The organism is Saccharothrix lopnurensis (genome assembly GCF_042658445.1).
In the GTDB taxonomy this organism is placed as follows: Bacteria; Actinomycetota; Actinomycetes; order Mycobacteriales; family Pseudonocardiaceae; genus Actinosynnema; species Actinosynnema lopnurensis.
In genome coordinates this window covers 106,910-118,735 of record NZ_JBHSQO010000007.1, presented here as the reverse complement: position 1 = coordinate 118,735, position 11,826 = coordinate 106,910, and the positions used below count along the sequence as shown (strand labels likewise).

General features: G+C 71.4%; 11 protein-coding genes. 5 read left to right on the top strand and 6 right to left on the bottom strand.

What is annotated here, in order from left to right; genetic code table 11:
* Positions 1–236: 236 nt before the first annotated feature.
* The 4 genes from ACFP3R_RS09740 to yhjD all read left to right on the top strand — a co-directional run bounded on the left by ACFP3R_RS09740 (position 237) and on the right by yhjD (position 5,660).
* Complete coding sequence (locus tag ACFP3R_RS09740) at positions 237–2,771, top strand: bifunctional FO biosynthesis protein CofGH (RefSeq protein WP_380634816.1); 2,535 nt, start codon at positions 237–239, stop codon at positions 2,769–2,771.
* A gap of 353 nt (positions 2,772–3,124) precedes the next feature.
* Positions 3,125–3,337: a hypothetical protein gene (locus ACFP3R_RS09735; RefSeq protein WP_380634814.1), complete on the top strand. Its 213-nt coding sequence runs from the start codon at positions 3,125–3,127 to the stop codon at positions 3,335–3,337.
* A 178-nt stretch (positions 3,338–3,515) separates the two neighbouring features.
* Entirely contained in the window at positions 3,516–4,562 is a 1,047-nt protein-coding gene (gene trpS / locus ACFP3R_RS09730) for a tryptophan--tRNA ligase (protein WP_380634812.1), read from the top strand.
* Positions 4,563–4,649: 87 nt separating this feature from the next.
* Positions 4,650–5,660: an inner membrane protein YhjD gene (yhjD, locus tag ACFP3R_RS09725; protein ID WP_380634811.1), complete on the top strand. Its 1,011-nt coding sequence runs from the start codon at positions 4,650–4,652 to the stop codon at positions 5,658–5,660.
* A gap of 64 nt (positions 5,661–5,724) precedes the next feature.
* Here yhjD and ACFP3R_RS09720 read toward each other — a convergent pair whose 3' ends face one another.
* Entirely contained in the window at positions 5,725–6,072 is a 348-nt protein-coding gene (locus tag ACFP3R_RS09720; RefSeq protein ID WP_380634809.1) for a hypothetical protein, read from the bottom strand.
* A 46-nt stretch (positions 6,073–6,118) separates the two neighbouring features.
* Positions 6,119–6,343 (bottom strand): SCO4848 family membrane protein, encoded by a 225-nt coding sequence (locus ACFP3R_RS09715; RefSeq protein ID WP_380634807.1) that lies wholly within the window; start codon positions 6,341–6,343, stop codon positions 6,119–6,121.
* A gap of 60 nt (positions 6,344–6,403) precedes the next feature.
* On the opposite strand from ACFP3R_RS09715, the gene ACFP3R_RS09710 reads away from it, so the two are divergent.
* The gene (locus ACFP3R_RS09710; protein ID WP_380634805.1) at positions 6,404–7,852 is read left to right on the top strand and encodes a D-alanyl-D-alanine carboxypeptidase family protein; all 1,449 of its coding nucleotides are present in this window, start codon (positions 6,404–6,406) and stop codon (positions 7,850–7,852) included.
* Positions 7,853–8,342: 490 nt separating this feature from the next.
* Here ACFP3R_RS09710 and ACFP3R_RS09705 read toward each other — a convergent pair whose 3' ends face one another.
* Genes ACFP3R_RS09705 through sdhC form a run of 4 tightly spaced genes read right to left on the bottom strand, consistent with a single transcriptional unit; the run spans position 8,343 to position 11,726 of the window.
* The gene (locus ACFP3R_RS09705; protein ID WP_380634803.1) at positions 8,343–9,125 is read right to left on the bottom strand and encodes a succinate dehydrogenase iron-sulfur subunit; all 783 of its coding nucleotides are present in this window, start codon (positions 9,123–9,125) and stop codon (positions 8,343–8,345) included.
* Positions 9,125–10,864 carry a succinate dehydrogenase flavoprotein subunit gene (sdhA, locus tag ACFP3R_RS09700; protein ID WP_380634802.1) on the bottom strand — a complete coding sequence of 580 codons (1,740 nt, stop codon included), beginning with the start codon at positions 10,862–10,864 and terminating at the stop codon, positions 9,125–9,127. Before sdhA ends, ACFP3R_RS09705 begins: the two co-directional genes overlap by 1 nt.
* A gap of 17 nt (positions 10,865–10,881) precedes the next feature.
* Positions 10,882–11,295: a succinate dehydrogenase hydrophobic membrane anchor subunit gene (locus ACFP3R_RS09695; RefSeq protein ID WP_380634801.1), complete on the bottom strand. Its 414-nt coding sequence runs from the start codon at positions 11,293–11,295 to the stop codon at positions 10,882–10,884.
* Between the two features lie 2 nt (positions 11,296–11,297).
* Positions 11,298–11,726, bottom strand: a complete 429-nt coding sequence (gene sdhC, locus ACFP3R_RS09690) for a succinate dehydrogenase, cytochrome b556 subunit (RefSeq protein WP_380634800.1) — start codon at positions 11,724–11,726, stop codon at positions 11,298–11,300.
* Between the last annotated feature and the right edge of the window lie 100 nt (positions 11,727–11,826).

Genomic DNA, 11,826 nt, shown 5'->3' with positions numbered 1-11,826 from the left:
TGGGCGGTGACGCTGGGGCGCCGGGCGGAGGCCGGGTGCGCTGGGCCGGGGGCGCTGGGGGCTGGGCGAGGGGCGCTGGGGTGGTGCGGCGAGCGGTGCGGAGCCCAGTGCCGTGATCGGGCGGGGTGGGTCGGTCGGTTCTGTCGGGTGAACCCGCCCGGGTTCACGTGCCGAGCGGTGGTGCCGGAGGTCACTCCGGGGTCGATCGGGAATTCTCGGCACCTAAGGTCGTTGTCGTGGCCGTGGACATCTCGATCACCCCGCCCGAACCGACGCCCAGCCCGGCGGCGATGCGCCGCGCGCTGCGCCGCGCCGCCGACGGGGCGGTCCTCGACGTCACCGAGGCCGCCGTGCTGCTGCACGCCCGCGGCGGGGACCTGGACGCCCTGTTCGACGCCGCGGGCCGGGTGCGCGACGCCCACCTGCTGGCCGAGGGGCGGTCGGGGGTGGTCACCTACAGCCGCAACGCGTTCATCCCGTTGACGCGCCTGTGCCGGGACCGCTGCCACTACTGCACGTTCGCCACCGTCCCGCACCGGCTGCCCGCCGCGTTCCTGGAGCGCGACGAGGTGCTGGACATCGCCCGGCGGGCGGCGGCGCAGGGGTGCAAGGAAGCCCTGTTCACGCTGGGCGACCGGCCCGAGGACCGCTGGCCCCAGGCGCGGGAGTGGCTGGAGGCGCGCGGCTACTCGTCCACCCTCGACTACGTCCGGGCCTGCGCCATCGCGGTGCTGGAGGAGACCGGGCTGCTGCCCCACCTCAACCCCGGCGTGCTGAGCTGGGAGGAGCTCCAGCGGCTGCGACCGGTCGCGGCGAGCATGGGGATGATGCTGGAGACCACCGCCGAGCGGCTGTGGCGGGACAAGGGCGGTCCCCACCACGGCAGCCCCGACAAGGAGCCCGCGGTGCGGCTGCGGGTCCTCACGGACGCGGGCCGGGTCAACGTCCCGTTCACCACCGGCATCCTGATCGGCATCGGCGAGACGATCACCGAGCGCGCCGAGTCGCTGCTGGCCATGCGGGGCGTGGCGCGGCAGTACGGGCACGTGCAGGAGGTGATCATCCAGAACTTCCGGGCCAAGCCGGACACCGCGATGCGCGGGATGCCGGACGCCGACCTGCGCGAGCTGGCCGCCACGATCGCGGTGGCGAGGCTGGTCATGCCGTCGTCGACGAGCGTGCAGGCGCCACCGAACCTGGTCGGCGGGGAGTTCGGGCTCATGCTGCGCGCGGGTATCGACGACTGGGGCGGCGTGTCGCCGGTGACGCCCGACCACGTCAACCCGGAGCGGCCGTGGCCGCAGGTGGAGGCGCTCGTCGAGCGCACGCGTGAGGCCGGGTTCGAGCTGCGGGAGCGGTTGGCCGTCTACCCGCGCTACGTCACCGCGCCCGCCGGGCAGTGGATCGACACCCGGCTGGCCGGGCACGTCGCCGCGCTCGCCGGACCCGGGGGGCTGGCCGACGCCGACGCCCCGGTGGTCGGCCGCGAGTGGCAGGAGCCGGACGGCGGGCTCGACACCTACGGGCGGGCCGACCTGAACACCGCGATCGACACCGAGGGGCGGGCGGCGGACCGGCGCGGGGACTTCGACAGCGTCTACGGCGACTGGGCCTCGTTGCGCGTGCCGGGGAGCGGTGACGGGGGCGCGGTGGCGCGGCTGCCCGAGGACGCCAAGCGGGCGCTGTCGATCGCCGCGGACGACCCGGCCCGGCTGCTGGAGGACACCGACGCGGCGCTGGCGCTGCTGACCGCGGAGGGCGAGGTCCTGGAGACCGCGGCCCGGCTCGCCGACGAGCTGCGCGCCTCGGTGGTCGGCGACGACGTCACCTACGTGGTCAACCGCAACATCAACTTCTCCAACGTCTGCTACGTCGGCTGCCGGTTCTGCGCCTTCGCGCAGCGCGAGCGGGACGCCGACGCGTTCCGGCTCTCGGTGGAGGAGGTCGTGCAGCGGGCGCGGGAGGCGTGGGACGCGGGCGCCACCGAGGTGTGCATGCAGGGCGGCATCGACCCGAAGCTGCCCGTCACCTACTACGCCGACGTGGTGCGGGCGATCAAGGCGGCCCTGCCGGGGATGCACGTCCACGCGTTCAGCCCGATGGAGGTCGTCAGCGCGGCGGCCAAGGCGGGCGTGGGCGTGCGGGAGTGGCTGACCGAGCTGCGCGACGCCGGCCTGGACTCCATCCCGGGCACCGCCGCCGAGATCCTGGACGACGACGTGCGCTGGGTGCTGACCAAGGGCAAGCTGCCCGCCGCGACCTGGCTGGACGTGGTCGCCACCGCGCACGAGGTGGGCCTCAGGTCGTCCAGCACGATGATGTACGGGCACGTCGACCACCCCGGGCACTGGCTCGGGCACTTCCGGGTGCTGGCCGGCCTCCAGGACCGGACCGGTGGGCTGACCGAGTTCGTGGGGCTGCCGTTCGTGCACCGCAACGCGCCCATCTACCTGGCGGGCGTGGCGCGGCCCGGCCCCTCCCGGCGGGACAACCGCGCGGTCCACGCGTTCGCCCGGCTCGCGCTGCACGGGCGGGTGGACAACATCCAGTGCTCGTGGGTGAAGCTCGGGGACGAGGGGACCGCGGAGGTGCTGCGGGGCGGGGCCAATGACCTGGGCGGGACGCTGATGGAGGAGACCATCAGCCGCATGGCCGGGTCGGAGCACGGGTCGGCGCGGACGGTGCGGCAGCTGGAGGCGACGGCGGCGCTGGCCGGGCGGCCGGCTCGGCAGCGGACCACCACGTACGGCCGGGTGGAGGGCGTGCGGTAGGCCGGGGTGCGGTGGACCGGTTGCGGGGTGTGCGGTGGACCGGGTGGGGGTGTGCGGTGGCCGGGTTGCGGTGGACCGGGCGAGGGCGCGCGTTTGACCAGGTGGAGGGCTCTCGGCGGTGGTCCCGCACCCCCCTGTGGTGCGGCGGGAGATCCGCTGTGGATACCCTGCTTCGGCCGATCCGAACCAACAAGTGTCACAGCTTCGGTAGGTTCTCGGCCGTCCGTCAACAGAGGTTTCACCCCTTGGTGGGTGGCGTGGTGCTGGTGAGGAGCTGGGCAGTGCGCGGTCGCGGTGCGGTCTTGGGGACGGTCCTGGGCGCGGCGTCTTCACTGGTCGTCGGAGGTGTCGCGGTGGCCGCCGACGGTGCCGTGGCGGCCGGTGACGTGATCACGGCGCCCCCGATCTCCCTGGACGCCCCGGTCGGGATCGTGGCTGTGGGCTTCGGTGTGGTGGGGCTGGTGGCCGGGCTGCTGCGGCGGCGCAAGGCCGCGCTGGTGACCGCGGCGTCGGTGGTGGTGGTGGTGGTGGAGGAGAGCGAGCCCCGGGCCGCCACCGGGGTCTGAGGCTGACCGGCCTGGGTTGGTGGGCCGGCTGGGTTAGTCGGTCGGGTTGGCCGGGTTGGCCGGGCCGGGCCGGCTGAGCCGGCCGGTCGGGTTGGCCGGGTTGGGTCGGGCGGGGTTGGCCGGAGGATTGGGCGGCCCGCCACCGGTGGCGGTTGGTCGGCCTGGGAGGATCGTTCCCGTGGCCCCTGAGATCCCCGCTGACAACGCCGGCGAGACCGCCGCCGCTCCGGTGAGCCGGCCCCGCGTCCTGTCCGGCATCCAGCCGACCGCCGGTTCGTTCCACCTCGGCAACTACCTCGGCGCGCTGCGGCAGTGGGTGGCCCTCCAGGAGACGCACGAGGCGTTCTACGCCGTGGTCGACCTGCACGCGATCACCGTCGAGCAGGACCCCAAGGTGCTCCGGCACAACACGCTGCTGTCCGCCGCGCAGCTGCTGGCGCTGGGCATCGACCCGGACCGCTCGGCGCTGTTCGTGCAGTCCCACGTGCCCGAGCACGCCCAGCTCGGTTGGGTCCTCCAGTGCCTGACCGGGTTCGGCGAGGCCAGCCGCATGACCCAGTTCAAGGACAAGTCCGCGCGGCAGGAGGCGGGGGTCGGCGTCGGCCTGTTCACCTACCCGATCCTCCAGGCCGCGGACATCCTGCTCTACCAGGCGCACCACGTGCCGGTCGGCGAGGACCAGCGGCAGCACCTGGAGCTGACCCGCGACCTGGCGCAGCGGTTCAACAGCCGGTACGGCAAGACGTTCCGGGTGCCCGAGCCCCACATCGTCAAGGCCACCGCCAAGATCTACGACCTCCAGGACCCGACGTCGAAGATGTCGAAGTCCGTGCCGGCGGGCGTGGTGGAGCTGCTGGAGGACCCGAAGCGGTCCGCCAAGAAGATCCGGTCCGCGGTGACCGACACCGGGCGCGACATCGTCTACGACCCCGAGCACAAGGCCGGCGTGAGCAACCTGCTGGTGATCTACTCGGCGTTGACCGGCGAGTCGGTCGAGTCGCTGGTGGCGAGGTACGAGGGCAAGGGCTACGGGGACCTCAAGAAGGACCTCGGCGAGGTGCTGGTGGAGTTCGTGACGCCGGTGCAGGCGCGGGTCGCGGAGTACCTGGCGGACCGGGCCGAGCTGGACAAGGTCCTGGCCCGGGGTGCGGAGCGGGCCCGGTCGGTGGCGTCCAGGACGCTGGCCCGGACCTACGAGCGGATCGGGTTCCTGGCCGGGGCGTGAGCCGTGCCGGTCGATCCGTGACCGTGCCGGTCGATTCGTGATCCTCCCTGAGTGGCGTGGGGTCGTGGCGCGCCTTAACTTCTCCCTGTGGCGGACAGCGCTGGGGGCGAGTCGAAGATCGACCGGTTGCGCCGGGAGAAGCCGTGGCTGGACCACGTGTTCCGTGCCGTTCAGCGGTACCAGGAGCAGTACGGGGCGCACTACGCGGCGGCCGTGACCTACTTCAGCGTGCTGTCGCTGGTGCCGATGCTGATGATCGGGTTCGCGGTCGCCGGTTTCGTGCTCGCCTCGCAGCCCGGCCTGCTGGACGAGATGAAGGTGAGCATCGCGGAAGCGGTGCCCGGCGCGCTGGGCGCCACGATCAACGACGTGGTCGAGCAGGCCGTCGCGTCCAAGGGGACCGTGGGCGTGCTGGGCCTGCTGACCGCGGCGTACTCGGGCCTGGGGTGGATGAGCAACCTGCGGGACGCGCTGACGGCCCAGTGGGGCCACGCCAAGGAGGACCGGCCGTTCTTCAAGACGACGCTGAAGGACCTGCTGTCGCTGGTCAGCCTCGGCCTGGCGCTGGTGGTGTCGTTCGGGTTGACGGCGCTGGGCAGCGGGTTCGCGGAGCTGGTGCTGCGCTGGATCGGCCTGGAGGGCGTGGGCTGGGCCCAGGCGCTGCTGAAGATCGGCACCATCCTGCTGGCGCTGGTGGCGAACTGGCTGGTGTTCCTGTGGGTGCTGGCGAAGCTGCCGCGCAAGCCCGTGGGGTGGCGGAGCGCGCTGAAGGGCGCGCTGGCGGCCGCGGTCGGGTTCGAGGTGCTCAAGCAGGCCGGGACGCTGTACCTGAGCAGCGTCACCGCCTCACCGGCGGGTGCGGCGTTCGGGCCGGTGATCGGCGTGCTGTTCTTCGCGAACCTGGTCGCGCAGTTCCTGCTGTTCATCACGGCCTGGACGGCGACGGCCCCGGAGAACCTGTTGAAGGACCCGCCCGTGCCGCCGCCGCCGGCGGTGATCCGGCCGGTGGTCGAGGTGCGGTCCGGGCCCGGACCCCGCGCCGCTGCCGGGTTGGTGGGCGCGGGGGTGCTGCTGGGGGCCCTGTTCCGCCGGCGGTGACCGGTCGGTGCTCGGCTGGTGGTGACCGGTTGGTGCTGGTCGGCCGGTGGTGGTCGGCCGGTGGTCAGGTCCAGAAGACCGCGATGCCGACGTTGAGGACGACCAGGCCGGCCAGGGTCGGGGTGAGCCAGGTGGCGGGCCTCGGCTTGGTCACGTTCACCGCGACCAGGGCCGCGATCAGGACCACCACCACGCCCTTGATGCCGATCTTGACGTGGTCGTAGTCCTGGTCGGTGAGCGGGGCGAGGCCCACCAGGGCGACGCCGGTGAGCAGCTGGAGCGCGCTGCCGTGCAGCCAGCCCTTGTTCAGCGGGGCGTCGGCGCCCGCCCGGCGCTGGACGAAGAACATCGCGATGAGCATGCCCATGCCGAGCAGGTGCAGGAACACCAGCAGTAGGCGCACGAACTCCACGGCGGAGCCTCCAGGGGTGGTGGGTTTCGGTTCGGGGAGTGCCTCATCACCCGCGGCTCGCCCTGAGGCCGCGCAGGCCCAGGACGCCGATGACCGTGCCGAACGTGAGCGACGCGACGACGAGCAGCAGGTGGACGGTGAAGAACCCGGTCGGCCCGTCGTCCCACGAGCGGGGGTCCTTCCAGATGTTGCGCAGGAAGGTCGGCCAGATCACCCAGGACCACACCCCGAAGGCAAGCAGGAAGACGGACGTGCCGCGGGAGAGCTTCACCTGGGCAGTATCCGACGTGGCGGGTGCAGGTCACTCATCCGGGGTGGTTAGCCTGGACGGGTGCGACCCTCCGCGTTCCGACGGTCCGTTGCCCCGGTGTTGGCCGCCTGCACGGCTGCCTGTGCGCTGACGGCCACCGCGGTGCTCGCTGCCGCGCCGGCCCTCGCGTCGGCTGCTGCGCCGGTTCCCGCGCAGGTCGGCGGGCTGGGCACCGTGTTGCCGGGTGAGTCCGTGCCTGTGCTGCGGGGTGAGCCCGTGCCTGTGCGGGCCCGTGGGCTCCAAGCTCAGCCCAGCTGTGAGAACAAGGTGTCACCGCCCCCCGCGGTGGACACCTCCGAGCAGGTGCCGCCCGGTGAGCAGCCTCCCCGTCCGCTGGAGGTGCCGGAGAACCCGGTCGGCGGCGACCGGCTCGGTGAGTGCGGCCTGGTGCTGCCGCCGAACTCGCCCGTCCTGCCGGACGGCATCTCGGCCAGCAACTGGTTGGTGGCCGACCTCGACAGCGGGGCGGTGCTGGCCGGGCTGGACCCGCACGGGCGGCAGCGGCCCGCCTCGGTGATCAAGGTGCTGCTGGCGACGGTGGCCGCCAAGGAGCTGTCCCCGGACGCGACGGTGGTCGCGACGGCCGAGGACGTCGCGCAGGAGTGCACGTGCGTCGGGCTGCGCGCCGGGGCGTCCTACACGGTGGAGCAGCTGCTCCAGGCGTTGGTGATGGCCTCCGGGAACGACGTGGCCCACGCGCTGGCGCGCAGGTTGGGCGGTATCCCGTCGGCGATCCGGAAGATGAACGCCCTGGCGGCCGAGCTGGGTGCGCTGGACACGCGGGCCGTGACGCCCTCCGGGTTGGACGGGCCGGGCACCTCGACCTCGGCGTACGACGTGGCGCTGATCTTCCGGGAGGCGATGAAGCACCCGGACTTCGTCAAGGCCGTGCGGACGCAGCGGATCGACTTCCCGGCGCCCGGTGGCGCGGGGACCGTGCCGGTCGTCAACGACAACCGGATGCTCACGACGTACCAGGGCGCGCTGGGTGGGAAGTCCGGGTTCACGGACGACGCGCAGCACACGTACGTCGGGGCGGCGGAGCGGAACGGGAAGCGGCTGGTCGTGGTGCTGCTGCGCGGGCAGCAGTCGCCGGTGCGGATGATCGACCAGGCGGCGCGGTTGCTGGACTACGGGTTCGAGCTGCCGCCCTCGGCGTCGGCCGATCCGGTCGGGCGGTTGGTGGAGGGTGCGCCGCAGGCGCGGAAGAAGACCACGGAGCCGCGGCCCACCAGCACGTCCACGGCGGTGGGTCAGGTCGCGAACACGACCGACGACACGCAGAGCTCGGCTATGCGGAAGGCGTTCGGGAATGTGGGTGGGCCCATCACGGCGGTGGCCGGGGTGGGGTTGTTGTTGGCTTTGGCGATGTATTTGCGTAGTCGGCGGGCCAAGGCGGCGGCGCGTGCTCGTCGTGCTGCGGCGGCTGCTGCGGCGGGGGCGGGGGTCGGGGGCAGTCAGCCTTCCTGATCGGGGTGTTCACGGGCTTGGGGTGTTCACGGGCTGTCGCTCGCCGCTGGGCTGGCCGCCGGGGGAGGGGCTCGGCTCGTGGTCTCCCGTATGGCCTGCCTGAGGCAACCACCCTTGTCCAGGGGGTGTCGCGAAGGGCGTGCGACACCCCCTGGACAAGCGCGGTAGGGCTGCGCCCAGGCCATACGGGGGACCACGAGCACCCCACAGTGTTCAACTGCGCGCCCCGGTCTCGTCGCACACCCGGTCTCGTCGGCGCCTCGCCCGTGAAGGCGTGCGCGAGTCGAACGTTCGGGACCGTCGTGTCGAACGTTCGGGACGGGTGAGTTCTACGTTCGGGTCGCGCGAGTCGTACGTTCGGACCTCGCGTGTCGTACGTTCAGGTCGGGCGTGTCGTACGTTCGGGACCGGTGAGTTCAGCGTTCGGGACGGTGGGTGCGTCAAGGCCCTCCGGGCCGGGGCTCGGAGGGCCTTGTGCGGTGTGCGGGGGTCAGACGCGCTTGAAGAGCAGGGCGCGCTTGACCTCTTGGATCGCCTTCGTCACCTGGATGCCCCGGGGGCACGCGTCGGTGCAGTTGAAGGTGGTGCGGCAGCGCCAGACGCCGTCCACGTCGTTCAGGATGTCGAGGCGTTCTTCCGAGCCCTCGTCGCGGCTGTCGAAGATGAAGCGGTGCGCGTTGACGATGGCGGCGGGGCCGAAGTAGCTGCCCTCGGTCCAGTACACCGGGCACGAGGTGGTGCAGGCGGCGCACAGGATGCACTTCGTGGTGTCGTCGAAGCGTTCCCGGTCGGCGATGGACTGCACGCGTTCGCGGGTGGGCTCGTTGCCGTACGTGATGAGGTACGGCTTGACCGCCCGGTACGCCTCGAAGAACGGCTCCATGTCCACCAAGAGGTCCTTGTGGACGGGGAGGCCCTTGATCGGCTCGACGGTGATGGTGGTCTGCTTGCCGCCCCCGGCCAGGAGGTCCTTGAGCAGGACCTTGCACGCCAGGCGGTTGACGCCGTTGATGCGCATGGCGTCCGAGCCGCAGATGCCGTGCGCGCACGAGCGGCGGAACGTCAGGGTGCCGTCCAGGTACCACTTGACGTAGTGGAGGAGGTTCAGGACCCGGTCCGAGGGGAGTGCCGGGATCTCGAAGTCGTCCCAGCGGGGCTCGTCGTCGAACTCCGGGTTGAAACGCCTGATCCTGAGGGTGATGGTGATCGCGCCGTCCGGTACCGGGGGCTGGTTGCCGCGGGAGCCGGTCCGTGCTTCAGCGGTAGCGGTCATCAGTACTTGCGCTCCATCGGCTGGTACCGGGTGAACGTCACGGGCTTGTAGTCCAGGCGGATGTCGTCATCCTGCTTGTAGTACATGCTGTGGCGCATGAAGTTCGTGTCGTCGCGGTTGGGGTAGTCCTCGCGGGCGTGGCCGCCGCGCGATTCCTTCCTCGCCAGGGCGCCGACGACCAGGACCTCCGCCAGTTCGAGGAGGAAGCCCAGCTCCACCGCTTCGAGGAGGTCGGTGTTGAACCGCTTGCCCTTGTCCTGGACGGTGATCCGGCCGTAGCGCTCCCTGAGGGCCTGCACGTCGTGCAGGGCCTGCTTGAGGGTGTCCTCGGTGCGGTAGACCGACGCGTTGGCGTCCATGGTGGCCTGGAGCTCGGTGCGGATGTCCGCGACCCGCTCGTGGCCGTGCTCGGACAGGATCAGCGCGAGCTGCTCCTCGACGACGGTGGCGGGGGTCTCCGGCAGGTCGAGGTGCTCGTGGTTGTTGGCGTACTCGGCGGCGGCGATGCCCGCCCGGCGGCCGAAGACGTTGATGTCGAGCAGGCTGTTGGTGCCCAGGCGGTTGGCGCCGTGGACGGAGACGCAGGCGCACTCGCCGGCGGCGTAGAGGCCCGGGACGATGTTGTCGTTGTCCCGCAGCACCTCGCCGTGCACGTTGGTGGGGATGCCGCCCATCGCGTAGTGCGCGGTGGGGTAGACCGGCACCGGCTCCTCGACCGGGTCGACCGCGAGGTAGGTGCGGGCGAACTCGGTGATGTCCGGGAGCTTCGACTCCAGGACCTCGGCGCCCAGGTGCGTGCAGTCGAGCAGGACGTAGTCCTTGTTCGGGCCGGCGCCCCGTCCTTCGAGGACCTCCAGCGCCATGGAGCGGGCCACGATGTCGCGTGGCGCCAGGTCCTTGATGGTGGGGGCGTAGCGCTCCATGAACCGCTCGCCGGAGCCGTTGCGGAGGATCGCGCCCTCGCCCCGGGCGCCCTCGGTGAGGAGGATGCCGAGGCCGGCCAGGCCGGTCGGGTGGAACTGGTAGAACTCCATGTCCTCCAGCGGCAGGCCCTTGCGGAAGACGATGCCCATGCCGTCGCCGGTGAGGGTGTGCGCGTTGGACGTGGTCTTGAAGACCTTGCCGAAGCCGCCGGTGGCGAAGACCACCGACTTGGCCTGGAAGACGTGGATCTCGCCGGTGGCGAGCTCGTACGCGACCGCGCCCGTGCAGACCGGGCCGTTGTCGGTCTCGGTCAGGCAGATGTCGAGGACGTAGAACTCGTTGAAGAACTCGATCCCGTGCTTGACGCAGTTCTGGTACAGCGTCTGGAGGATCATGTGACCGGTGCGGTCGGCCGCGTAGCACGCCCGGCGCACGGCGGCTTCACCGTGGTTGCGGGTGTGGCCGCCGAACCGGCGCTGGTCGATCTTGCCCTCGGGCGTGCGGTTGAACGGCAGGCCCATCTTCTCCAGGTCCAGGACCGCGTCGATGGCCTCCTTCGCCATGATCTCGGCGGCGTCCTGGTCGACCAGGTAGTCGCCGCCCTTGATCGTGTCGAAGGTGTGCCACTCCCAGTTGTCCTCCTCCACGTTCGCCAGCGCGGCGCACATGCCGCCCTGCGCGGCGCCCGTGTGGGACCGGGTGGGGTAGAGCTTGGTGAGGACCGCCGTGCGGGCGCGCTGACCCGCCTCGATCGCCGCGCGCATACCGGCGCCGCCGGCGCCGATGATGACGACGTCGTACTTGTGGTACTGCATGTGCTCTCCGCGGCGGGTCAGTCGGTGATGTTCGGGTCGAAGGTGAAGATCACGTACGTGCCCAGGCTGATGACCAGCACCATCGACACGTACAGCAGCACCTTGAGCCAGAACCGGGTCGCGTCCTTGCGGGCGTAGTCGTTGATCACGGTGCGCAGGCCGTTGCCGCCGTGGATCTGGGCCAGCCACAGCATCGCCAGGTCCCAGAGCTGCCAGAACGGGGACGCCCAGCGCCCCGCGACGAAGCCGAAGTTGATGCGGTGCACACCGCCGTCGAGGATGTTCATGATGAACAGGTGGCCGAGCACGAGGACCACCAGCGCCACGCCCGAGATGCGCATGAACAGCCAGCTGTAGAGCTCGAAGTTGTTGCGGCGGGCGGCCGGGCGGCGCGGGGAGCGCGGCTTGTCGAGGGCCAGGGACTCGCTCATGATCAGTGACCCCCACCGAACAGGTCGGACACCGTGCGGACCATCATGTAGTAGGTGCCGGGGATCATCACCAGCACCCAGACGCCGAGCACCGCCCACAGCATCTGCTTCTGGTAGCGCGCGCCCTTCTCCCAGAAGTCGACCAGCATCACCCGGATGCCGTTGAGCGCGTGGTAGAGCACCGCGCCGACCAGGCCGACCTCGAACAGGTTGACGACCGGGTTCTTGTAGGTCTCGATGACCTTGTCGTAGGCGTCCGGGGAGACCCGGACCAGGGCGGTGTCCAGGACGTGCGCGAACAGGAAGAAGAACGTCAGCACACCGGTGATGCGGTGGGCGACCCAGGACCACATGCCCAGGTCACCGCGGTAGAGCGTGCCGCCCCCTTTGGAGCTGCCGCCCGCCCGCTCGGGTGCGGTGGTGCCGGCCATGCGCAACGGCCTCCAGCGTCAGTGGTGGACTGGTCTGTACTAGGACCTCGACCCGGATGCTAGTCCCGCGCGCGCCACCCGACCCAACGGCCCGACCCGT

Coding starts and splice junctions, on each gene's coding strand:
- sdhC (WP_380634800.1), bottom strand. CDS start 11,726: ATGGCCGGCACCACCGCACCCGAGCGGGCGGGCGGCAGCTCCAAAGGG.
- ACFP3R_RS09705 (WP_380634803.1), bottom strand. CDS start 9,125: ATGACCGCTACCGCTGAAGCACGGACCGGCTCCCGCGGCAACCAGCCC.
- ACFP3R_RS09695 (WP_380634801.1), bottom strand. CDS start 11,295: ATGAGCGAGTCCCTGGCCCTCGACAAGCCGCGCTCCCCGCGCCGCCCG.
- sdhA (WP_380634802.1), bottom strand. CDS start 10,864: ATGCAGTACCACAAGTACGACGTCGTCATCATCGGCGCCGGCGGCGCC.